Annotated in this window: 19 protein-coding genes; 17 read left to right on the forward strand and 2 right to left on the reverse strand. The window is 65.9% G+C overall.

The features are described 5' to 3' along the window. Window positions 1-73: 73 nt before the first annotated feature. The 3 genes from C7W88_RS19625 to C7W88_RS19635 are packed head-to-tail and all read left to right on the forward strand — an operon-like array spanning window position 74 to window position 3,638. Window positions 74-826 carry a FadR/GntR family transcriptional regulator gene (locus tag C7W88_RS19625; protein WP_118075217.1) on the forward strand — a complete coding sequence of 251 codons (753 nt, stop codon included), beginning with the start codon at window positions 74-76 and terminating at the stop codon, window positions 824-826. Window positions 827-864: 38 nt separating this feature from the next. Next, window positions 865-2,280 carry a glucuronate isomerase gene (gene uxaC / locus C7W88_RS19630; protein WP_118075218.1) on the forward strand — a complete coding sequence of 472 codons (1,416 nt, stop codon included), beginning with the start codon at window positions 865-867 and terminating at the stop codon, window positions 2,278-2,280. After that, window positions 2,277-3,638, forward strand: coding sequence for a mannitol dehydrogenase family protein (locus C7W88_RS19635; protein WP_240345125.1), 1,362 nt, complete (start codon window positions 2,277-2,279; stop codon window positions 3,636-3,638). The genes uxaC and C7W88_RS19635 overlap by 4 nt, the downstream gene beginning before the upstream one ends. Before the next feature lie 10 nt (window positions 3,639-3,648). Here C7W88_RS19635 and C7W88_RS19640 read toward each other — a convergent pair whose 3' ends face one another. Further along, window positions 3,649-4,317 (reverse strand): GntR family transcriptional regulator, encoded by a 669-nt coding sequence (locus tag C7W88_RS19640; RefSeq protein ID WP_118075219.1) that lies wholly within the window; start codon window positions 4,315-4,317, stop codon window positions 3,649-3,651. Window positions 4,318-4,448: 131 nt separating this feature from the next. On the opposite strand from C7W88_RS19640, the gene C7W88_RS19645 reads away from it, so the two are divergent. The 12 genes from C7W88_RS19645 to C7W88_RS19700 are packed head-to-tail and all read left to right on the forward strand — an operon-like array spanning window position 4,449 to window position 20,493. Beyond that, window positions 4,449-6,197: a CocE/NonD family hydrolase gene (locus tag C7W88_RS19645; protein ID WP_240345126.1), complete on the forward strand. Its 1,749-nt coding sequence runs from the start codon at window positions 4,449-4,451 to the stop codon at window positions 6,195-6,197. A gap of 53 nt (window positions 6,198-6,250) precedes the next feature. Next, entirely contained in the window at window positions 6,251-8,953 is a 2,703-nt protein-coding gene (locus C7W88_RS19650) for a TonB-dependent receptor domain-containing protein (protein WP_118075220.1), read from the forward strand. Between the two features lie 17 nt (window positions 8,954-8,970). Continuing rightward, window positions 8,971-10,074 (forward strand): CapA family protein, encoded by a 1,104-nt coding sequence (locus tag C7W88_RS19655; protein ID WP_118075221.1) that lies wholly within the window; start codon window positions 8,971-8,973, stop codon window positions 10,072-10,074. A gap of 5 nt (window positions 10,075-10,079) precedes the next feature. Next, a complete protein-coding gene (locus C7W88_RS19660; RefSeq protein WP_162896268.1) occupies window positions 10,080-10,547 on the forward strand; it encodes a TRAP transporter small permease in 468 nt (155 codons plus the stop codon). Then, complete coding sequence (locus C7W88_RS19665; protein ID WP_240345127.1) at window positions 10,520-11,827, forward strand: TRAP transporter large permease; 1,308 nt, start codon at window positions 10,520-10,522, stop codon at window positions 11,825-11,827. Before C7W88_RS19660 ends, C7W88_RS19665 begins: the two co-directional genes overlap by 28 nt. A gap of 2 nt (window positions 11,828-11,829) precedes the next feature. Then, window positions 11,830-12,708 (forward strand): hypothetical protein, encoded by an 879-nt coding sequence (locus C7W88_RS19670; RefSeq protein WP_240345128.1) that lies wholly within the window; start codon window positions 11,830-11,832, stop codon window positions 12,706-12,708. After that, entirely contained in the window at window positions 12,705-14,792 is a 2,088-nt protein-coding gene (locus tag C7W88_RS19675) for a CoA transferase (RefSeq protein ID WP_118075223.1), read from the forward strand. Before C7W88_RS19670 ends, C7W88_RS19675 begins: the two co-directional genes overlap by 4 nt. After that, the gene (locus C7W88_RS19680; protein ID WP_118075224.1) at window positions 14,789-16,090 is read left to right on the forward strand and encodes a 2-hydroxyacyl-CoA dehydratase subunit D; all 1,302 of its coding nucleotides are present in this window, start codon (window positions 14,789-14,791) and stop codon (window positions 16,088-16,090) included. The genes C7W88_RS19675 and C7W88_RS19680 overlap by 4 nt, the downstream gene beginning before the upstream one ends. Then, window positions 16,087-17,118: a TRAP transporter substrate-binding protein DctP gene (gene dctP, locus C7W88_RS19685; RefSeq protein ID WP_118075225.1), complete on the forward strand. Its 1,032-nt coding sequence runs from the start codon at window positions 16,087-16,089 to the stop codon at window positions 17,116-17,118. Before C7W88_RS19680 ends, dctP begins: the two co-directional genes overlap by 4 nt. Next, window positions 17,115-18,038 (forward strand): hypothetical protein, encoded by a 924-nt coding sequence (locus tag C7W88_RS19690; RefSeq protein ID WP_118075226.1) that lies wholly within the window; start codon window positions 17,115-17,117, stop codon window positions 18,036-18,038. The genes dctP and C7W88_RS19690 overlap by 4 nt, the downstream gene beginning before the upstream one ends. Further along, on the forward strand, window positions 18,035-19,210 hold the full coding sequence (locus C7W88_RS19695; RefSeq protein ID WP_118075227.1) for a CaiB/BaiF CoA-transferase family protein: 1,176 nt from the start codon (window positions 18,035-18,037) through the stop codon (window positions 19,208-19,210). Before C7W88_RS19690 ends, C7W88_RS19695 begins: the two co-directional genes overlap by 4 nt. Next, a complete protein-coding gene (locus C7W88_RS19700; protein WP_118075228.1) occupies window positions 19,207-20,493 on the forward strand; it encodes a S9 family peptidase in 1,287 nt (428 codons plus the stop codon). The genes C7W88_RS19695 and C7W88_RS19700 overlap by 4 nt, the downstream gene beginning before the upstream one ends. Window positions 20,494-20,509: 16 nt before the next feature. Here the strand turns inward: C7W88_RS19700 and C7W88_RS19705 are convergent, their stop codons facing one another. After that, on the reverse strand, window positions 20,510-21,436 hold the full coding sequence (locus tag C7W88_RS19705) for a hypothetical protein (protein WP_240345129.1): 927 nt from the start codon (window positions 21,434-21,436) through the stop codon (window positions 20,510-20,512). 113 nt (window positions 21,437-21,549) lie between these two features. On the opposite strand from C7W88_RS19705, the gene C7W88_RS19710 reads away from it, so the two are divergent. After that, a complete protein-coding gene (locus C7W88_RS19710) occupies window positions 21,550-22,671 on the forward strand; it encodes a CapA family protein (protein ID WP_118075919.1) in 1,122 nt (373 codons plus the stop codon). Continuing rightward, window positions 22,668-23,696 carry a hypothetical protein gene (locus C7W88_RS19715; RefSeq protein WP_118075229.1) on the forward strand — a complete coding sequence of 343 codons (1,029 nt, stop codon included), beginning with the start codon at window positions 22,668-22,670 and terminating at the stop codon, window positions 23,694-23,696. The genes C7W88_RS19710 and C7W88_RS19715 overlap by 4 nt, the downstream gene beginning before the upstream one ends. Window positions 23,697-23,745: the final 49 nt, after the last annotated feature.

The following is a 23,745-nucleotide window of genomic DNA, read 5'->3' on the forward strand; positions in this document are numbered from 1 at the left end:
TTGTGGTATTACCGATTGACGGACCAGTTTCGGTCTGTCAAGTTCCCTGAATTGGTATTACCAGAAAGTTCATATGGCAACTGGCAAGTCCCACGACCGTTTGTACCAGGATCTCGCTCGATCGCTGCTCGATGAGCTGGCGGCAGGGCGCTACCCCGTTGGCAGCCGCCTTCCGGCCGAGCGTGACCTGGCGCTGCGATACGAAGTGAGCCGCCCGACCGTGCGCGAGGCGATCATCGCGCTCGAAGTGCAGGGGCTGGTCGAAGTGCGCATCGGTTCGGGTGCTTACGTCAAGCGCTTGCCGGGCGAGAACGACCGTCCGGGCTTCAACGTGACCGCGTTCGAACTGACCGAGGCGCGCCTGCTGTTCGAGGGCGAGGCAGCGGCGCTGGCGGCCACGCAGATGACTGATGAGGATCTGGCCGAGATCGAGGATCTGGTCCAGCAGATTGCCGAAGAGAACCAGAATCCTGATGGTTCGGAAAGCGCCGACCGCGCGTTCCATCTTGCCATCGCGCGCGCCACCCGCAACGTTGCGGTCTACAACACCGTAGCGCAGCTGTGGGACCTGCGCGGGACTTCGCCAGAGGCTGCGCTCCTGCATGAAAAGGCCCGCCACGCCAATATCAAGCCTGTGGTAGAGGAGCACACAGCGATCCTCGATGCGCTGCGCGCGCGCGATCCCAACGCCGCCCGTGCCGCCATGCGCGCCCACCTCTCCGCCGTGCTCGAGGGGCTGCTTTTCGCCACCGAGGAACGCCTCCTCGCCGAAGCCCGCAGAGCCACGCAAGCCAAACGCGAACGATACGCCAAAGCCACCGCCTGAGGGCGGAGGTCATCAACGGATGCCTTGAGAGAGTAGAAATGCCCCGCACGCTTGAGCTTCATCCCGACCGGTTGCTGCCGGCCGATCCTTCGGTGCGCGCGATTGCGCGTGAGTTGTACGCCAGCGTGGCGTGTCTGCCGATCGTCAGCCCGCACGGCCATACCGATCCGCGCTGGTTTGCCGGCAACGCGACGTTCGGCAATGCCACCGACCTGCTGCTGGTGCCGGACCACTACGTGTTCCGCATGCTCTATTCGCAAGGCGTGGCGCTGGAGGATCTGGGCGTGCGCAACAAGGGCGTGGACCCGCGCGCGGCGTGGCGGCTGTTTGCCGAAAGCTACTGGCTGTTCCGCGGCACGCCTTCGCGCATGTGGCTCGACTGGGTCTTTGCCGAGGCCTTCGGCATGGACGTGCAATTGAGCGCGGAGACGGCCGACCTCTACTTCGACACGATCACCGAAAAGCTCGGCTCCGATGCGTTCCGCCCGCGCGCGCTGTTCGATCGCTACAACATCGAGGTGATCGCCACGACCGAGAGCCCGCTCGACACGCTGGAGCATCACGCCGCGATCCGCGCCGAGAATGCGCGCGAGGGCGGGTGGCAGGGCCGGGTCATCACCGCCTATCGCCCCGACCCGGTGATCGATCCCGAGTTTGAGGGCTTTTCGGCGAACCTCGACCTGTTCTCGGGGCTGACCGGCGAGGATTGCCGCACATGGACCGGCTACCTTGCCGCGCACCGCCAGCGCCGCGCCTTCTTCGCTGCGATGGGCGCGACCAGCACCGACCATGGCCATCCCACGGCAGCAACCGCCAACCTGTCTGCCAGCGAGGCAGCGGCGCTGTTCGACAAGGTCGTGGCCGGCAATTCCACCCCGGCCGATGCCGAACTGTTCCGCGCCCAGATGCTGACCGAGATGGCGGCGATGAGCCTTGACGATGGCCTCGTCATGCAGATCCACCCCGGATCGTTCCGCAACCACAACGCCCAGGTGTTCGAACGCTTCGGCCGCGACAAGGGCGCCGACATCCCGACGCGGACCGACTTCGTCCATGCGCTCAAACCGCTGCTCGACCGCTTCGGCAACAGCCAAGACCTCTCGATCATCCTGTTCACGCTGGACGAGAGCGCCTATGCCCGCGAACTGGCGCCGCTGGCCGGGCACTACCCCTGCCTCAAGCTTGGCCCGGCATGGTGGTTCCACGACAGCCCGGAAGGCATGAAGCGCTTCCGCCAGATGACCACCGAGACGGCGGGCTTCTACAACACTGTCGGCTTCAACGACGATACGCGCGCGTTCCTGTCGATCCCGGCGCGGCACGACGTTGCCCGGCGCATCGATTGCGGCTTCCTGGCGCAGCTTGTTGCCGAACACCGCATCGAGGACTGGGAAGCGGCCGAACTGGCGCAGGACCTGTCGTACAACCTCGCCAAGAAGGCGTACCGGTTGTGAGGCGCCTGTCCCCGGACACGCTGGCAGCCCTGCCCGCAGAAGTTGCTCGCCCGCTCTACGATCGCGAAAGCCAAGAGGTTGGCATCGTCCACTTCGGCATCGGCGCATTCCACCGCGCGCATCAGGCCTGGTACACCGATGCGGCGATGAATGCTGGTGACCGTGACTGGATGATCACCGGTGTCTCGCTGCGCTCGCCCGGCGTGGCGCGGCAGATGAACCCGCAAGGCGGGCTCTACACCGTGGCCGAGCAATCGGCCGATGGAGCGGCCCTGCGCATCGTGGGATCGGTGCGAAACGTGCTGGTCGCCAGCGAGGAACCCGATGCGGTGATTGCCGCCGTGGCTGCACCTGCCACCCGCATCGTCAGCCTGACGGTGACCGAGAAAGGCTATTGCCGGCAGGGCGATGGCGGTTCGGGAGGCAGCCTCGACTTCGATCTCGCGCATTCCTTGAGCTTCTATTACTTCGTCACGCAGGGCCTGCTGGCGCGGGCCAAGGCGGGGCTGCCCGGCGTGACGCTGCTGTCGTGCGACAACCTTGCCGAGAACGGCGCGATCCTCGAGCGCCTGATGCGCCAGTACCTGGCCCGGCACGAGCCCGATCTGGTCGACTGGTTCGATCAGCACTGCACCTGTCCCGCCACGATGATCGACCGCATCGTGCCCGCCACGACGGACGAGGACCGCGCGGCGGTGGCAGCAGCGCTGGGCGGTCTTGAAGACGAAGCCTGCCAGGATGAGGCCTGTGTCGTCACCGAACCGTTCAGCCAGTGGGTGATCGAGGACCGCTTTGCCGGACCCCGCCCGCGCTGGGAAGCGGTCGGCGCGCAACTGGTCACCGAGGTCGCCCCTTACGAGACGGCCAAGCTGCGCATGCTCAACGGTGCGCACTCGCTGCTGGCCTACTGCGGGCTGCGCGCGGGCCATGAATATGTCCACGAAGCCATTGCCGACCCTGCCTTGCGCAGCCTTGCCGAGCAACTCATGCGCAACGAAGCCGCGCCGACGATCACGACCGCGCCGGGGCAGGACCTTGCCGCCTATGCCGACGCGCTCATCGCCCGCTTCGCCAACCCCAGCCTCAACCACCGCCTGATCCAGATCGCCATGGACGGCTCGCAGAAGATCCCGCAGCGCTGGCTCGAGACGCTGGCGCACAACGAGGCTCACGACCGCACCTGCCCCGCCATCCGCGAAGGCCTGAGCGCCTGGATCCACCACCTGCAAGGCCACAACGGCCCCGTCGACGACCCCCTCGCCGACAAGCTCTCCCGCGCCGTCAAGAGCGACACGCCGATGATCGCGCTGTTCGGTGAGGGCGGGCCGATGGCTGGCATCTGGACACTGAAGGTGTGACCCGACCGGTTCAGCGGTAGAATTCGTCCTCGATGCGGGCGAGGGTTTCGAAGCCGTCGCCGATGTGCTGGCGCATGGCGCGTTCGGCGCCATCGGCGTCGCCGGCGAGGATCAGCGCCAGCATGGCCTGATGATCAGCGTTGGCGGTTTTCAGCCGCTCCTCGTCGTAGAAGCTTTCGAAGAGGAGGCGATGGATCGGCACGTTGAGGCGCTGGAGATGGTCGGCGATGACCTTGTTGCCAGAACCTTCGACGATCAGGCGGTGCCATTCGTTGTTCAGCCTGCCGAAGCGGTCCGGCGCGCGTTCGCGCACGCAGGCGTCGAGCTGGTCCTGCAGGGCCTTCAACCGATCAAGCGTTTCGGAATCGGCATTGACGGTGAAATCGTGCGCCGCCATACCTTCCAGCGCCATTCGCGCGCGATAGATCTGGCGGACTTCATCGAGCGTTGAGCTGCGCACCGAGGCGCCGCGAAATTCCTCGATCTCGACCAGACCTTCGCCTTCGAGGCGCTTGAGCGCTTCGCGCACCTTTGACCGGCTCGCCCCAGTCTGACGGATGATGTCGACCTCGACCAGCCGCTGGCCCGGCACGAAGCGGCCAGTGCGGATGCGCTGGCGCACCCAGTCGGCGATTTCCTGGCCCGAAGGCGCGCGATCAACGGCAGCATCTTGTGACATGATCGACCGTATCGTCCGTTATGAACGAAATTGTCAACAATATCGTTGTCCATTTTTCGGTTGTAAGCGCTTGCGGGATAGGTGATCAGAACATCGCAAGAGCGGCGGTTGAATCCGCTCGGGAGAGCACTGTGAAGGGATTCCGCGATCTTACAGCCGCCGCCGTGGCGGTGGCCAGTGTGGCCATGTTCGTTGCTGGGCCTGTTGCTGCAGCCGCGGAAAGCTATCCCGATGTCGTTCGCTCATCGATCTACGTGCCGGTGCGCGATGGCACGAAGCTGGCGGTGAACATCTACCGGCCCGCCAGTGGTGCCACGGTTGCGCCTGAGCGTCTGCCGGTGATCTTCTCGTTCACGCCTTACCGAGCGCGCTTCAGGGACAAGGATGGCAAGGTCGTTGAACTGGCGCTCGATGATCGCCTCGCCATGCGCTCGCTGATCCGCGCGGGTTACGTTGTGGCTACCGCGGACATTCGCGGCAAGGGGGCTTCCTTCGGGCATCGCCGGGGTTTTCAGGACCGGACGGAGGCCTATGACGGCTACGATCTGGTCGAGTGGCTGGCACGCCAGCCGTTCTCGTCGGGCAAGGTCGGGATGATCGGCTGTTCCTACCTCGGCGGATCGACGTTCCACACGACGTCAACCACGCCGCCGTCGCTGAAGGCGGTGTTCATCGGTGCTTCCGATCTCGACAAGTATGCCTTCGTGCGGCGCGGCGGCATTCCGGCGCAATTCAACACCCGGCCTGACGAGCCCGCCGAGGTCGACCTCGCCAGCATCCCTGTCGACGCCGATCGTGATGGCGCGATGCTGAAGGCGGCCGTGGCCGAACATGGCGCCAACACGCCGATGGCCCCGCTGTGGTACGGCATGCCCTATCGCGACAGCGTTTCGGCCTTCACCGGCAACCAGTTCTGGAATGAGGTGGGCACGTTCAACTACCTCGACCGCATCCGCGCGGCGGGCATCGCCACCTATTTCTGGAGCAACTGGCAGGACGAGCCGACCGCGCAGGCCTTGCTCAGTGCCGCCAACATGCCGGGATCGAAGTTCCTTGCCGGGCCGGGTAGCCATTGCGTGCCGCCACCGGGGTTTGACTTTACCGGCGAGGTCACGCGCTATTTCGACCACGCCCTGAAGGGCATGGCCAATGGCATGGAGTCTGCGCCGCGCGCCACCTACTGGCTCGAAGGGCTGGACGGGAAGGGCGGCTATGTGCGCTCCAACCTGCTGCCGGGCGAAGGCGCGAAGCCGGTTTCCTGGTATCTTGGCGGTGGCAGGAGCGGCACGGCGCGATCGGTAAACGATGGCCTGCTGGGAAGTGCGCCGTCAGGGGCTGGCGCCGATCGTTTCACCGTGAACTACGATCTGCCGGACCCCGAATACTTCGCGTTCTGGGCGCAGCCGATGGACGCCAATGGCCTGTCCTACACCACGCATGCGCTGACCGCGCCTGTGAAGCTGGTGGGCTTCCCCGTGGCGCGGCTCGCGGTTTCGACCGACAAGACCGACGCCAACGTGTTCGTCTACCTCGACCAGATCGACAGCAGTGGCAAGGCCGAGGTGGTGGCCTTTGGCAGGCTGGCCCTCTCGCACCGCAAGGAGGGCAAGGCTCCCTACGACACGATGGGCTTGCCGTGGCATTCGGGCATGAAGGCAGATGTTGCGCCGGTGCGGCCCGGGCAGGTCGTGCGCGTGAACATCGACATGACGCCGGTGTCGCGCGTGGTACCGGCGGGTGCGCGGTTGCGGCTGACCGTGGCGGGGGCTGATCCGCGCCAGCGCAATCTCAAGGACATTCGCGTGACGCCCGCGCCGGTCATCACGGTGCATCGCGGCGGCGCCAATGCATCCCGGCTCGATCTGCCGGTAAACAACTGAATTCGTTTGAAATGCAAAGCCGCATCGACGGCTCAGGGAAGGAGTAGGGGAATATGAAGGGCAAGAGGATCGGGGCCTCGCGGGCCATGCTGAAGCTGGGCTGCTGTGCGCTGGCTATCACCATTTCCGGTGCGGCATTCGCGCAGGAAGCGGCGCAGGATACGCCTGAAGAGGCTGCAGCGAGCAATGCCGAAATCATCGTGACGGGCAGCCGCGTGCGCGGCGAGGCGCCGGTCGGCTCCACCGTCACGACGCTGGGCCGCAAGGAGATCGAGGCTTCGAGCCAGGTCACCGTCGACCGCATGATCAAGGAAATCCCGCAGGTTTTCGACCTCGGCGTTTCGGAAAACTCGCGCGGGCAATCGGGCGGCAGCGGCAACATCACTTATGGCAACTCGGTCAACCTGCGCGGCATCGGACCTTATGCCACGCTGGTGCTGGTCGACGGGCACCGCGTGACCAACAACAGCCGCTCGATCGATCCTTCGGTCATTCCTTCGCTGGGCATCGAGCGCGTGGAAGTCGTCGCCGATGGCGCTTCGGCGATCTACGGGTCCGACGCGGTGGCGGGCGTGGTCAACCTGATCCCGCGCCGCTCGCTCGATGGCGGTGAAGTGTTTGCCCGCGCCGGCATTTCCAGCCGCGGCGATTTCCATGAGTACACCCTTGGCGCCGCGCTGGGCAAAGTTTTCGAACGCGGCCAGATCATGGTTGCCTACGAGCATGTCGAACGCTCCAACCTTTCGGGCGACGACCGCGATTTCTTCACCAGCGACCAGCGTCGTTTCGGCGGGGGCGACTATCGCATCGTGCGTTGTGCCCCCGGCAACATCAACGCCAACGGCACGACTTACGCGATTCCCACCAGTGGGGTCACGCAGGGCACTGCCGGTTCGCTGAATGCAGGCACGCTCAACAAGTGTGACGAGCTGGATAATCAGGACCTGATCCCGCGCCAGAAGTATGACTCGGTCAACAGCACCGGCCGCTACGAGCTGACCGACTGGCTAGACCTGTTCTACGACGGCTTCTATTCCAAGCGTTCGTTCTACCGCATCTCCGCCTATTCGAACGCGCGCCTGACGGTGCCGCAGACCAATGCCTTCTTCGTACGGCCCGACGGCTTCACCGGCTCGAGCTACACGCTCGACTACAACTTCCGGAATGACCTGCCGACCAACGATTCCTATGGCTATGCCCGCTCGTGGCAGATCACGCCGGGCCTGAAGGCGAAGTTGCCGGGCGGCTGGGAAGCCGAAGCGCTGTTCGGTTATGGCAAGACCAACGATTTCTCCGGCTCCTACTTCGGCGTGAACAATGCCGCGCTCAACGCTGCGCTCGCCAGCAGCAATCCGGCGACGGCGTTCGATCCCTATGGCCTCGGCCGCACCAGCCAGGCCGTGCTCGATGGCATCGCCAACCAGATCTTCCTCGCGCCGACCAATGGCCGCCTGCGCACCTACGAAGCGCGGCTCAACGGCGGGCTCTTCGCGCTGCCGGGTGGCGAGGTGAAGCTGGCGACGGGATACGAGCGGCAGGACTTCAAGGTCGCGCTCGGCTCTGCACGCGGTGCGCCGACGAACCCGATCACCTTCCGCAACTTCGGACGCAAGGTCGATTCATTCTACGGCGAACTGTTTATCCCGGTGTTCGGGCCCGACAACGCCATGCCCGGGTTCCAGCGCCTCGAGATCAATGCCGCGGTCCGTCATGACAAGTATAGCGACGTCGGCAGCACGACCAATCCCAAGTTCGGCGTGAACTGGGTGCCGGTGGACGGGATCAAGCTGCGCGGCAGCTATGGCACATCGTTCCGCGCGCCGACGATCCCCGAGATCTACGGCAATTCCAACAACCTGTTCGGCCAGTCCTACCAGAACCCGGCGGGCGGTGCGCCGTTGCAGGGTTATGCCCTGTCGGGCCCGAACCTTGATCTGAAGCCCGAGACGGCGACGTCATGGTCGGTCGGTGCGGATTTCGAACCGACCCGGAACCTGCGCTTCTCGGTCACCTATTGGGACGTGAACTACAAGAACCAGGTGCTGGCGAACCTCTCGAACCTCGCCATCCTTGGCACCGAGGCGCAGTATGCAGGAACGGGCATCATCCTGCGCGGCACCGATGCCGCCACGCGCGTGCAGCAGCTGCTGGCGCAGGGCGTGACGCTGGCAGGCGGGTCGTTCCCCGGTGGCAGCCCGGCCAACGTGACCCTGTTCGTCGACGGGCGCAGCCAGAACCTTGGCGTCTCGATCACCCGTGGCATCGACTTCACCGCAACCTGGCGTGCCGAGCTGGGCAGCGAGGATGCGCTGACGTTCAACGCTTCGGGCACGTACCTGACCAAGTACCGCGTGGCGCTGACCCCGAAGGCGCCGCTGATCGACCGGTTGGACTTCATCTTCAACCCGCTGAAGTTCAAGGCGCGCGGCAGCGTCACCTGGGATCACGGGCCGTTCAGCGCACGTGTCCAGGCGATCCATGTCGGCGGCTACTTCAACAACCTGACGGTCGGCGGCCAGAACGTGAAGAGCTATACCCCGGTTGACCTTAACCTGACGTTCCGCATCGGTGACCAGCAGGCGAGCGGGTTCTTCGAGAAGGGCATGACGCTCGGCCTCGAAGTGCGCAACGTGTTCGACACTGATCCGCCCTACGTGAACCTCGCGCCGAGCGGCAACGGTAGCGGCGGCTATGACGCCACCGCCAGCGATCCCATCGGGCGGCTGTTTGCGGTAAGCTTGCGCAAGTCGTTCTGAGAACTGAAGGGTCGCAAGTGTCGAAGGCGGTTACCATAGTGCTGGCGGGGGACCTCGTGCTCGACGAGCCCGATGCCCCCTACTGGCTGGCGGGAATTGCCCCGGCACTGCAACAGGCCGACCTTGCGGTGGGTCACCTCGAGGTGCCGCACACCGCGCGGGGACAGGAGCTGCAAGGCGATGTCCCCGCGCCGGGTGCGCCGCCCGAGAATGTCGCCGCGATCGCAGCGGCGGGGTTTGATATGCTGAGCCTTGCCGGCAATCACATCACCGACTGCGGTGCGGAGGGGATCGCCGACACGCTGGCGCTCATGGCCGAGGCAGGACTCGTCGGAACCGGCGCAGGACTGTCGCTGGCCGAGGCACGCAAGCCAGCGATGATTGAGCGTAGCGGCATGCGCATTGCCCTGCTCAGCTACAATTGCGTCGGACCGGAAATGAGCTGGGCTAGCGAAGACAAAGCCGGGTGCGCCTATCTGCGGATCGAAACTGCCGATGGTGCGCCGATTGCACCTGCCGCTGATCTTGTCCGCGTGACGGATCAGGCGCTCGAAGTGCTCCGCAAGGATATCGCGGCGGTGCGCGATAGCGCGGACGTGGTCCTGGTCGCGCTGCACAAGGGGGTGGTTCACACCCCGGCGCGACTGGCGCCCTATGAGCGGGCCATCAGCCACGCGGCCATCGAGGCCGGGGCCGATGTCGTCATCGGCCACCACGCGCATATCGTGCGGGGGATCGAGTTTCATCAGGGCAAACCCATATTCCATGGACTTGGCAACGGCTGCGTCGTCACCAGCGCTCTCAGCCCGGCACAGGACCATCCCGCCCGGCGCGAATGGGCGCAGCGGCGCAAGGCCATGTTCGGGTTCGAACCGGACCCGGCCTATACGCTGGCCCCGTTCCATCCCGAGGCTGTCAACGCCATGCTGGGACGGCTGACGGTGCATGAGGATGGCCGGATCGAAGTCGGCATAACTTCGGTGGACGTGCTGGCGCCCGGAAGGCCGCTGCTGGCCGAAGGCGAGAGGAAGGCCGAGATCGCCCGCTACATCGAAGCCATCACCGTAAAGGCCGGACTGCCGCCGATCTCCATCGGCGCAGACGGCACGGTGACGGCATGAGCGTGATGCGCAAAAGCATTACCTTGATCGGCGGCATCGCGCTGCTCGGCGCGACGGCGACGGATACCGTCGCGGTGATCGGGCGGCACGTGGGCCTGCCATTGCGGGGCTCGATCGAACTGGTCCAGCTCTTCGTGCTCGTTGCCGGATCGCTGGCCTTGCTCGTGGCGACCGCGGAGCAGGCGCACGCCAAAGTGCATCTGGTCGTCGACCGCATGGGCGATGCCGGAAAGGCGGCGATGGTGCGGCTTTCGGGGCTGCTCGGCGCAGTATTCTTCGCTGGCCTCCTTGCCGGGTCGCTCTGGCTCATGGCCGATCTGTGGAGCGGGCACGAGGAGAGCGAACTGCTTGGCATTTCGTGGCGCTGGATGCGCCTGTTCGCAAACCTTGCATTGGCTGCGACTATTGCAGTCCTGCTCGGCCAAGCCCTGCGGAGGCGCAAACGATGTTTGCCACTCCTGCCACTGGCGTGATCGGCGTGCTGCTCCTGTTTGCGCTGCTGTTATCGGGCCTGCCCATCGGGGTGGCGCTGGGGCTGGTAGGCCTTGGCGGGCTGTGCCTTGTACTCGGCCTCGAGCCTGCACTGATCAAGGGCGGGGTGGTGCTGGTCGATACGCTGACCCGCTATGAACTCGGCACCTTGCCGCTGTTCATGTTCATGGCGCACCTGTTCTTCTCCTCCAACGCCAGCCGCGACCTGTTCGACGCTGCGGCCAAGATGGTCGGTCACCGGCGCGGTGGCTTGGCCTATGCCTCGGTCGGCGGATGTGCCGGCTTTGGCGCGATCAACGGGTCGAGCCTCGCCACGGCGGCGACGATTGGCCTGGTTGCCCTGCCGGAAATGCGCAAGCGCGGCTATTCCGATGCCCTGGCCACCGGTACCGTCGCAGCGGGTGGCACGTTGGGGCAGATGATCCCGCCTTCGGGCGCGCTGATCGTGTTCGGGATCATTGCCGAACAGTCGATCGGCAAGCTGTTCACCGCCGCGATCGTGCCGGGGCTGACGCAGGCGCTGCTCTATTGCGCAGTCATCTGGATAGCCGTGCGGATGCGCCCGCACATCGCCCCCGCCAGCGAGCGCGCCTCGTGGGCCGAGCGCTGGCAGGCCATCGGCAGGATCGCCGACATGCTCGTGCTGATCGCACTCGTCATCGGCGGCATTGCGCTCGGCTGGTTCAGCCCATCAGAGGCTGCCTCGATCGGTGCAGCGGGCGCACTGACCATTGCCGCGTGGCGCAGGCGCCTCAATCGCGTCATGCTGATGCAGGCATTCGAGGAGACGCTGCGCACCAGCGGCCTTATCCTCATGGTCATTATTGGTGCGCTGGTATTCTCGGTCTTCGTTTCGGTAACGGGCCTGACCGACGCCATTGGCGCCTGGGTTACCGGGCTTGGGCTTGGCACGGTGCCGACGCTGATCCTCGTGGCGGTGATCCTGCTGCTGCTGGGCTCGGTGCTCGATGGCCTCGCGCTGATGCTGCTGACGACGCCGATCCTGCTGCCGGTGGTGGAGGGCGTGGGCATGTCGGCCATCTGGTTCGGCATCTTCCTGTGCCGCGCGATGGAGATCGGCTTCGTCCATCCGCCCTTGGGCATGAACCTGTTCGTGATTCAGGGCGTGGCCAAGGATGTTTCCATCAACCGCATCTTCAAGGGTGTGCTCCCGTTCCTGGCGAGCGACCTGTTGCACCTGCTTATCCTGATCCTGTTCCCCGCGTTGGCGCTGGGGCTGCCCGAATTGCTTGGAAACTGACGATGTTTGCTTATGCCGGACCGAACCTGCCGCATGACCTGTTCGAGGCGACCGGCCGCAATGCCGGGCCGCTGACATGGAATGTCGACCGCGCCATGCCCGCGGCGGACCGCTGGCTGGAAAGCAAGTTCGCGCCGTGGACCCGGTCGGTGCTGCAGGACTGGGCCGACGGCGCGCTCGACCATCTCGACGCGGTGGTGTTCTCGCGCGCCGACGACAGTGCGCAGCGCCTGTACTACTACCTGTCCGAGTTGCGCCGGGCCGAGGCGATCAGGGGCCCCGAACCGTTGGTGCTCGACATCGCCAAGAGCCCGAGGCCGAGCAGCATTGCCCGTGACGAGGTGGCGCTGCGCAAGCTGGCGGAGCGCCTTGGCGTGGGCGCGGCAGCGCTTGGCCCGGCCATCGCTGCAGGAAATGCGCAGCGGGCAGGCACCGTGGCGAGCGCCACCGGAGCGAAAGTCTGCCTGATCGCCGGAAGCCCTCTGCCCGACGAGCGGATGCACCGTATGGTCGAACAATCCGGATGGTCCGCCGTCGGCCGCACGCTTGCCGAGGAGTGGGGTGATCTGGGGCCAAAGGTTGACGAGGGTGCCGAGCCTTTTGCCGCGCTCGCGCGCCAGCTCCACGCCCGTCGTGTCGATACACGGGGCTTTTTTGACCGCTCCGGAGCCCTGACCGAAGCCGCTGCGGCATCGTTGGCGAAGGCCGCGATCCTGTGGCTGATCGAGGAGGACGACACCACCGTCTGGCACCTGCCGGCGATGCGTGCTGCGCTCGAGGCGCATGGGCTCCCGGTCATGGTCGCCACCCGGCGCGACTGGTGCTGCCATGACGGGATCGATGCCGAAATCTCTGCCTTCCTTGCAGGAGTGGCCGCATGAAGCCGCTTGCCGGACATCGCGTTGCCGTGCTCGGCGGCATGGCGGATCGCGCGCTCGCACGCTTCCTCGCATCGCTCGGCGCGGAACTGGGCGGACCGGTCGAAGGCGCGTCGTTCGTGATCGACGACCTTGGACTGGAAGGGCTTGAAGGCGTCAGCATTCCGGAAAGCGCCGTCCACGTGTCGGTCACGCCGTTCGGTTCTGGTGGGCCGCGCTCGGCCTGGAAGGGCGGCGAACTGGTCGCCTCGGCAATGGGCGGGGCCTTGCGCGTGACGGGCGAACCGGGCCTGCCCCCGGTCAAGGAAGCGGGTGATGCCTGTACTTTCCATGCCGATATGGTTGCCGCATCGGGCGCGCTGGCGGCGCATTATGCACGCGGAAGCCACGGCAAGGGCCAGCACGTCGACGTTTCGATCCAGCAGGTCGCCTTCAGCCGGAATTTCAACGGCGTGCTGGTGTGGCAGTTCGACCAGCGCAAGCTGGTGCGCGTCGGCGGCGCGCTGGCTTATGGCAAGGCCACCGTGCGCGCGATCTGGCGGCTGGCCGACGGGTGGTGTTTCCATTCGCTGATGACCGGACGATTGGGTGCGCCGGCCAATCAGGCGCTGTCCGACTGGATTGACGAGGTCGGCATGCCCAACCCGCTGGCCGGGACCGACTGGCTTTCATACAACCGATCCACCCTGCCGGCAGAAACGCGCGCCGTCTGGGAAGCGGCAATCGCCGCCTTCTTCCATTCGCGCACCAAGCACGAGATCGCGATCGAGGGCTTGCGGCGCGGTATCAACGCCTGCGTGGCCAACGAACCGGCGGACGTGCTGGCGGACCCGCACCTCGCAGCTCGCGGGTTCTTCGATACCGCAGATGGCCTGCCCGAACGCTTCGCCGCATTCCGTGAAGGCACGGGCCAGGTCGCCGCGCCAGCCATCCATACTGGCACCCGTCCCGGGCCGCTTTCGGGCGTCAAGGTGCTCGATTTTGCGTGGGCGCTGGTTGGGTCGATCACCACCAAGACGCTGGGCGACCTCGGCGCCGAGATTGTGAAGATCGAGACGCGCACGCGCCCCGATCTGGCGCGACTGGATGTTCAGGTCTCAGCTTCGAAGCCCGGAAACTGGGACGACAAGCCGTGGTTCTCGCACCTCAACACCTCGAAGCGCAGCCTGTCGCTCAACATGAAGAAGCCGGAGGCACGCGAGCTGATCGATCCGCTGATCGATTGGGCAGATGTGGTGGTGGAGAATTTCTCGCCCGGCACGATGGCGAAGCTGGGCCTCGATTACGACAGCCTTGCCGCGCGCAATCCCGGCATCGTCATGGTCTCGGGCAGCGTGTTCGGCCAGACCGGGCCGATGGCGCAGGAGTGGGGTGTCGATGGCACCGGCGGCGCGCTTTCCGGCCGGACCTACCTGACGGGCTGGCCGGATCGCGATCCGGTGATCCCCGGCGCGGTGCCCTTCGGCGATGTGATCGTGCCCTATGTCATGGCGGCTGGGGTCGCAGGCGCGCTGCAATATCGGCGCGAGACCGGGCGCGGCTGCCATATCGACGCTTCGATGTACGAGATCTGCGTGCAGCAGATGCGCGGTTATCTTGCACAAGCCAAGCGCGGCGAGCGGCCGCAGCGCATGGGCAATGCCGATGCGCGGGTGTTCTGGCAAGACGTGCTGCCGGCGGCTGGCGAGGACCGCTGGGTGGCGGTCTCCTGCCCCACCGAGGCTGATCATGCCAAGCTGCTGGCGATCACCGGCGCCGATCCCGCCGTTTGGACCGCATCGCGCGAGGACCACGCCATCGCCGCCGAGCTTCAGGCCCAGGGCATTGCCTGCGGCGTGGTGCAGGATTGCGAGGACATGATCGAGCGAGATACCCAGCTCATGGGGCGCGGCGCTCTGGTCACGCTCGATCACCCGCTGCTCGGGCCGTTCGGCCACATTGCTACGCCACTGCGGTTTTCGCGCGATCAGTTCCAACCCTTCCGCGCGCCCGGCATGGGCGAGCATGTCCATGAAATCGCACGCGATCTGTGCGGCCTGTCAGAGGCCCGGATCGCCGAACTCGAACAGGCAGGAGTCTTCCAGTGAGCGCCGCTACCCCCACCAGGCCCTCGGGTCAGCGCAGCCGCAAGGACCTTGCCTGCACCGCTGCCGCGAGCGCGTACCAGAAGCAGTTCGGTGCAGACCTCAGGCGCCGCGTGGTGGACGATGGCGAGCCCTTCGCCATCGTCCAGGCCGATACGCCGCACGAGATATTCCATGTCATGGACATACCGATCATCACCAACCAATGGTGGTCGGCCTATATCTCGGCCAAGCAGCTTTCGAACCATTACTTCGAGGTGATGGCGCAGGCCGGTTACCCCAAGAACAGCTGCAAGTACTGCTCGCTTGGCCTTGCGTGCACGCTGGCCAACGATCCCAGGACCGCGCCGTGGGGCGGCTTGCCCAAGCCGACAGTGCTCGTCGCGCGGATGACCTGCGATTGCATCCAGCACGTGTTCGGGCAGTGGGCCGATGCGTTGGGCAGCGAGTTCTTCCCGATGGAAGCGCCGGCGTGGGAACACAAGGACCCGCGCTGGTTCGCCCATTCAAGGGACCAGTGGGAACAGGTCTACGATGCCGATCGCATCGCGCTGGCCGTGTCGGAAATGCGCGACCTGATCGCGCTGCTCGAGAACCGCACCGGCCGGAAGTTCGACGAGGCAAAGCTCCATTACCTTATGGAGCGCATCAATGAGCAGGAAGGCTACATCTGGGAAGCGGCACAGGCCATCGGCAAGGCGCGGCCCTGCCCGGTCTCGATCGCCGAACAGATGCCCAACACGATGATCCCGCAGTGGCATCGCGGCTCGGACTGGGCAGTAGGCCATGCCAGGCGCTTCCGTGACGAGGTGATGGAGCGCATCGCCGCAGGTGAGGGCACCGCCGCGGGCGAGAAGATTCGCCTGATGTGGATCGGGGCGGGCGTGTGGCACGATCCGGGATTCTACCAGGCGCTGGAAGAGCGCATGGGCGCGGTTTTCGTCTGGTCGATGTACATGCCGTTCGCCGGGCCGCAGTACATCCGCGAAGTGCAAGGCCGTCCGATGGAGGCGCTGGCCAGCCGCATCTGCTCGATGAACGAGGTCCTGCACCTGCCGCCGTGGATGAACGGCTGGATGACCAGCGAGGCCGAGCGCTGCGGCATCGATGCCTGCGTCGTGCTGCTGCCGCCGGAAAACCGCCTCTCGCAATCGGGCACCAAGATCACCGCCGAGGCGCTTGAAAAGGCAGGCGTGCCGGTCCTGATGATCGACGCCGACATGGTCGATGCCGCCAACTGGGACCATGACAGGATGGTCGGCATGGTGGCGGAGTTCCTGCAGAAGCGAGGGCTGGCGTGAGGCTTTTTGTCGCCTTGCTGATCCTGCTGCTGGCGGCTTGCGCGCGCCCGGTCGAACCGGGTGTGACCGAACTGACCTATGCTTCGCCCTACAGCCCCAACCACCCGTTCTCCAAGGCCGATCAGGAATGGATGGCCTTTGTCGAAAAGCGCTCGAACGGGCACATCCGGATCAAGCCGGTGTGGTCGGGCGCGCTGCTTTCGTCGGACATGTCGATGGAGGAACTGCGGCACGGCGTGGCTGATATCGGCCTGATCACGCCGATCTACGTGCGCGGTGGCACCCATCTGCTGCGTATCCAGACCGGGTTCTACCAGGGGGCGGACAGCGTGGAATCGCAGGTTGCGCTCTATGGCTGCATCGCCAGGGCCAACCCGCAGGTCGGTCAGGAACTGGCAGGGCTGAAGGTGCTGGCGGTGCAGGGTGGAACGCTGCCCGGCCTCGTCACGGCGAACCGGCAGGTGCGCAGCTTGGCAGACGTGAAGGGGCTGCGCATCCGTGCGCCGACCGAACTCCTCAGCGTGCTGGATTCGCTCGGCGCCGACCCGGTGAACATGCCGATGGGCGAGGTTTATTCGGCCATGGCCAAGGGCGTGATCGATGGCGTGATCGCGCCGGAAGACACCTTCAAGTCGCTGCATTTCGCCGAGATCTCGAAGCACTTCTACCAGATCGCCGTGCCCCGTGGCGCCTATCCTGCCCGCGCGATGAGCGAGAAACGCTGGAGCGCATTGTCCGAGGCCGATCGCCAGATCCTGACTGAAGGCATTGCCGTGTGGGAAGCGGCGCTGGCTCGCCAGGTTCGCGCGGCGGTAGAGAAGGGCAAGGCCGAAGCCGTGGCTGCCAAGGTCACCTTCGACCCCGCCAGCGCGGCAGACCAGCAGCGTTTCGATGCGATCTACCTGCGCGATTCAGAAGCCAACGCGCGCGGCCTCGCCGCCTACGGCATCGATGGCGAGGCCGCATTCCGTTCGGCCCGGGCAGCGGTGAAGGGTCGGGACCGGATTTCCTGCGGGAGTGGATCATGAAGACGCTGACATCGCTCACGTTCGCCCTCGCGCTCAGCGTATCCCCCATCGCGGCTGTTGCGCAAAGCGTCCGCACGATCGGCAGTCCCGCTGGCTCCGGCGGAATGCCTGCCATCGCGCAAGGGCGCACCGACGCGCCGGGTTATACCATCTACCGCCCCGCGAAATGGCCAAGGCAGCGATTGCCGCTCGTGCTATGGGGCAATGGCGGGTGCCGCGACAATGGCCTCTCGGCCAGCCACTTCCTGCGCGAGATCGCCAGCCACGGCTATCTTGTCATCGCTAATGGCGCGCCGCGCGAGGAGCGGCCGGTGCTTGACGCGCTCCCTCCGGCAAACGGCCCGCGTCCGACCGGCGCTCCGCCCGCCCGCGCAACGCCGGATGAAACGCAGGTAAGCCAGTTGCTCGGCGCAATCGACTGGGTGAAAGGCAGTGACCTTGCGCGCCATGCCGATCTTTCGCGCATTGCCGTCATGGGCCATTCCTGCGGCGGCCTGCAGGCTCTTGCGGCTGCGGCTGACCCGCGCATCGGCGCGGTCGTCGCCTTCAACAGCGGCGTCTATGTGCGCGCCGGGTCGGGCCTGAGCGGTGTGGGAATTACCAAGGACGACCTCGCCAGGCTCCACACGCCCGTCGCTTACATCCTTGGCGGGCCAGAGGATATCGCCTGGCCCAACGGGTCTGACGATGTTGCCCGCATTGCCCATGTGCCGGTGTTCTTCGCCGACTCGCCCATCGGCCACGGCGGCACCTTCGGCCTTGCCAACGGTGGCGATTATGGCCGCATCGGTGCGGCGTGGCTCGACTGGCAATTGAAGCGCAAGCCCACGGCGGCTGCGATGTTTACCGGCCCCGACTGCGGGCTGTGCAAGGACAAGCAATGGACCGTGGTCCGCAAGCAATTCCCGGAGAAGCCATGAATTCGCCTTCTGCCACCGGCCCGCTCTCCGGCATCCGGATTGCCGACTTCAGCCATGTCATGGCTGGGCCTTACGCTTCGCACCTGCTGCGGATGATGGGGGCGGAAGTCATCAAGATCGAGCCCAAGGGCGGCGACGGCTTCCGTAACTATGGCGCGGACCGGCGCTATGACGGAATGTCGCCCGCATTTATCGCTGCCAATGCGGGCAAGAAGTCCATCGCGCTCGATCTCAAGGATGAGGCGGACCTTGCCATCGCCAGGGGCGTGATCGCGCGGTCCGATGTGCTGCTCGAAAACTTCCGCCCCGGTGTGATGGCGCGGCTCGGCCTTGGTTACGAGGCAGCGTGCGAACTGCGCCCTGATCTGATCTACTGTTCGGTCTCCGGCTATGGCCAGGCAGGCCCGCACCGCGATTGGCCTGCCATCGACAACATCGTGCAGGCCACCAGTGGCATGATGATGCTGAGCGGCGACGAGGGCGACCCGCCGGTGCGCGTGGGCTTCCCCATCGTCGATACGCTGACTGGCCAGACGGCGGCGATGGCGATCCTCGGCGCGCTGATGCAGCGCGAGCGCGGCGGCGGCGGCAGCAAGCTCGATGTGTCGATGTTCGATGCCAGCCTCGCCTTCATGACCTCGGCGCTGACTCCGTTCCTCGTCACCGGCAAGCCGATGAGCCGCATGGGCAACACCGGCTACAGCGGTTTGCCCACGGCGTCGCTGTTCACGACGCGCGATGGCCGGCAGATCTCGCTCGGCGTCGTGCAGCCCCCTCAGTTCGCCGCGCTCGCGCGCGAACTTGGGCACGAGGAATGGCTGAGCGACGAGGCTTTCGCCACACCCGATGCCCGCCGCGCAAACTTTGATGCGATGCACGCCGCGCTTTCTGCGGTTTTCGCAACGGGCGATGCCGCCGACTGGGAGCAACGGCTAAGCAACGCGGGCATCCCCTGCGGCATGGTCCGCCGCGTGGACGAGGCCGGCGCGCTGGCGGGGGAGGGTGCCTTGGTTGACCTCGAAATTCCCGGTCTGCCGCAGGAGGGCGTGCAGATACCGGGTCCCGGCTATCGGGTGGCCGGGCACGCTGGCCCCGTGCTCGCCGCGCCACCCCGGCTCGATGCAGACCGTGCGGAAATCCTCGCCTGGCTGGCGCAGGAAGCTGTCGCGTGAAGCCGCGCCTGCTGCTGGCCCCGCTCGCCTTGCTCGGCGCACCGCTGGTTGCGCAGGATGCACCGCCCGCGCCGCGCGTGATCGAAGGTACGCTCGCCAGCGGGGCGAAATGGAAGGCGCTCATCCCGGCGCAGTTCAATGGCAGCCTGTTGCTGTGGAGCCATGGCTATTCGCCGCGGATCGATCCTGCCGAACCGGCACCTGCGCAGTACCGCGACTTGCTCCTCGCCAAGGGCTACGCGCTCGTGGCGTCGGACTACGGCGCGGGCGGATGGTCGCTCGAACAGGCTGTCCCGGCGCAGCGCGCCACAGTCGAAGCCTTCGCCGCGCTTGAAGGACGGCCGGCGCGGGTGCTGGCCTGGGGTTCGTCGATGGGCGGCCTGATCTCCACCGCGCTGGCCGAACAGGACAGGCCGGTGATCGACGGCGCGCTGGCGATGTGTCCTTCGATCGGCGGCGCAGTTGGCATGATGAACATGGGGCTCGACGGCGCTTTTGCCACGGCCACCCTGATCGCGCCCAATTCCGGGCTGTCGCTGGTCAACGTCGCGGATGACATGGCCAATGGCCGCAAAGCCATGGCGGCAATCGATGCCGCCCGCCAGACCCGCGAGGGCAGGGCGCGCATCGCGCTGGCCGGCGTGCTCGGCGGCATCCCCGGCTGGACCCGGCCCGAGCGTCCCGAACCCGCGGCCGACGATGTCGAGGCCCAAGTCGACGAGATCGCCGCAACGCTGGTCATGGGCACGTTCATGCCGCGCAACGATCAGGAGAGCCGCGCCGGCGGGGCGTTCTCGTGGAACATCGGCGTGGATTATGCCCGGCAACTGGATCGTTCGGGGCGTCGGCCTTTCGTGGAGGCGATGTATCGCAAAGCCGGGCTGAGCCTGACGCGCGATCTCGCCGCGCTGGCCCGCGCGCCGAGGATCAGCGCCAAGCCCTCGGCCGTGCGCTACATGCTCGACAACTACACGCCCACGGCCCGCCCGCGCGTGCCGCTGGTATCGTTGCAGGCCGTGGGAGACGGTCTGACATCGCCGTCGCTTCAGCGCGCCTATGCCGATGCCGCGCCGCGTGTGATGATGCAGCCGTTGTGGCACAAGGGGGCCGGTCACTGCCGCTTGCCGGCCGAACAGGTCCTTGCGGCGATTGCGCATCTCGAACAGCGCCTCGCTTCGGGCAAGTGGCCTCAGCGTCCGGCGCAGTTCATCGATCACACCCCGCCGCCGATGCTGCGTCCGTGCCTGCGACAGCAGGGGCCTTCCGGCCCGCGCTGCCGCTAGGCCATGTGCGCCCGTGTCAGTCGATCCCCTTCTTTTCGATCGTCCAAGTGGGCACCACGCACAAGCGGCAGTTGCTGCCGGTGAAGCTGCGCGCCGCCGTCTTGTCGCCCCGCAGCTGCCACTCCAGCCAATCCACCGACAGCGCCGCCACCGCACCACCGTTTGCCGTGCGGAACGTGCCACCATGGCCCACGGGCAGCTGGACCAAGGCAGCAGGCACCTTGCCGATCCGCTTGAAATCGTCAGTGCCGTTGGGAAAGGCGATGTCGTCGGGCCCGCCCAGAACATAAAGCACCGGCGTATGCAGTTTCTCGAGCATCGCCTTGTTCACGGTGATGCTGCGGATCGGGTTGGTGCCGTCGGTAAATACGCCGCTGTTGTGGACCAGCACGGCGCGGATGCGCGGGTCGGGCGCGACTTCGAGCGCCTGCAGCCCGCCGCAACTATGCCCGGCCACCGCCAGCGCCCGTGTATCGATCTTGCCGTAAAGCGCGCTTCCGGCCTTGGCGTTCTCGGCCAGCGCCCAGTCGAGGCCGGCCTTCACATCGGCGCTGGTCGTGGCGACCGGCGGCAACTGGCCGGACTTGTCCGGCGCCCGTGCCTCGCGCTTCTTCGTCGCGCCCGGGCCGCTCATCACCTCGCCGGGTGCGATCACGACATAGCCGTGGCTGGCAACCTCGATCAGGTGCTGCCGCGCGCTGGCGCCATCGGCACTGCACCCGCCATTGCCCCAGACGAGAACGCCGAGCGCCTTGGCGTCATCAAGCTTTGCCGGGCGATAGATGACGTGCGCCGGCAACGTGGCGTCCTGCGTCATGATCGCGGGGTAGGGTCCCGTGCCCGGCCCGATGGGCATCGTGTCGTAGGCGCTGGGCTGCTCCTGCGCGGCGAGAGGGGCCGCGATCATGGTCAGGGCAAGAGCGGCCGCGATCTGGTTTTTCAAGCAATCCTCCTTCGTAGGCGACGGATATTTGTCCAACAAATTGTCCTATGCAAGCGCTTGCGTAAATCGTTCGTCGCATTTAAGCAATGTGGCATAACAATGAAGGGAGAGGCGTGATTCATACCGTACTGGCCACTGGCGATCTCGCGATGGACCGCGATGATTACGACGCCTGCTTTGCCGGGACGGCCGATATCCTGCGCAGCGCCGATCTCGTGTTCGGCCAGCTCGAAACCAGCTTTGCCGAAAAGGGTGTCCGCCTGCCACAGGCACGCCATGCCGTCCTCGCCCGCCCGGAAGGCGCTGCTGCGCTGGGCCGCGCCGGTTTCGATGTGATCTCGATGGCCGGAAACCACGTGATGGACTGGGGCCAGGAAGCCTTCTTCGAAACGCGCGGGCACCTTGAAAGCGCGGGCATCAGCGTGGTCGGGGCCGGGGCCAACATCGTCGAGGCCCGCCGCCCGGTGATCCGCACGCTGGGCGATGGTACGCGCGTTGCCTTCCTTGCCTATTCCAGCATCCTGCCCCATTCCTATTGGGCTGACGAGCGCCGCCCCGGCTGCGTCCCGATGCGCGCCTTCACCGTCTACGAGCAGATCGAGCACGACCAGCCCGGCACCCCGGCGCGGGTCCACACCTATCCCCATCGCGAAGACCTGGCCGCGATGGAGGCCGACATCCGCGCCGCCAAGGCCGAGGCCGACGTGGTTCTCGTCTCGCACCACTGGGGCATCCACTTCGTCCGCGCGGTCATTGCCGATTACCAGCGCGACGTTGCCCGCGCCGCGATTGCTGCCGGGGCCGATGCGATCTTCGGCGGCCATGCGCATATCCTCAAGGGCTGCGAGCTGATCGACGGCAAGCCCGTCTTCTACTCGCTGTGCAACTTCGCCACCGACCTTGCGATGGACGAGGCCCATGCCAACTCCAAGAGTTTCAACGAGATCCGTGTTCTTGCCGAAGAGTGGGAGCCGGATTTCGAAAGTCTCTACAATTTTCCCAAGGCCGCACGTCTGTCGATGATTGCCCGGCTCGAGATCGCCGGCGGCAAGATGCTTCGCGCAGGCCTTCTGCCGCTTGTCATCGGCCGCGATGCCGTGCCGCGGCTGGCCGAACCGGGTAGCGAGGACCATGCCGCCGTGATCGAATACCTCGCTGCCGTTACGGACGAAGCAGGCCTCAACGCCCGCTATCGTCAGGCCGAAGGCATGGTCGTGCTGGAGCAGGCAGCATGAAGTCGCGCGCCTCTGCCTTTCCGCTTGAAGGCTACGTCCTGCTTTATCTGCTGGCGTACCTGCCCAACGTCATCGTGACCAAGCTGGTCACCTCGCAGCCGCACGCCGGACTTGGCCGTCCACTCACCGGCCTCGAAACCCTGCCTGCGTCGCTAGTCATCAACATGGTGCTGACCTGGGGCTTCATCTGGCTGTCGGGCTGGCACCGCGATGCCAACAAGATCACGTTGGGGCCGGTTCGCCTGCCGTTCCCGACCTTCTACACGTTCCTTTCCGGCCTCGGCACCTCGCTGGTGCTGTTTACCGTGCCGCTAAGCTTCACCATCCCCAACGTCAGCATCCCGTTCATCCAGCTGGTGATGCGCGGCGACATCCTGATCATCGCGCCGTTGGTCGACGTGATGTTCGGCCGCCGGGTGCGCTGGTGGAGCTGGACCGCGCTGGCGATGGTCCTGTTCGCGCTGGTCATCACCTTGTCCGACCGGGGCGGCCTCAAGCTGCCACCGATCGCGATCCTTACCGTGGTGCTCTACACGCTGGGCTATTTCCTGCGCCTGTTCGTGATGACCAAGATTTCCAAGAGCGGCGATCCAGCCTCGGTAAGGCGCTATTTCGTTGAGGAAAAGATGATCGCGCTGCCGATGTCGGTGGTGATCCTCGGTGTCATCTCGGCAAGCGGCATCGGCGGACAATCGGGCGAGCTTGCCTGGGGCTTCATCGGCGTGTGGAGCGATCCGGTGCTGCTCGACCTGTTCTGGATCGGCGCGACGCTGACCATCATTTCGGTGCTGGCCATCATCATCCTGCTCGACCCGCGCGAGAATGCCTACTGTGTGCCGTTGGAGCGCGCTGCCAGCCTCGTTGCCGGGATCGGCGGCTCGGTCCTGCTCGCATGGTTCTGGGGCCTGAAGATGCCGCGCGATGCCGAACTGATCGGCGCTGGCGTGCTGGTCGGCGCCATTATCCTGCTCTCGCTCGCCCCGCGCCTTTCCGCGCGTCGGCAGGCGCGAAGCGAAACTGCCTGATTTCAATGATTTGCCCGGCGGACTGCGCCGGCGGTGAAGATACAAATGG

The organism is Novosphingobium sp. THN1 (assembly GCF_003454795.1).
Taxonomy (GTDB): domain Bacteria; phylum Pseudomonadota; class Alphaproteobacteria; order Sphingomonadales; family Sphingomonadaceae; genus Novosphingobium.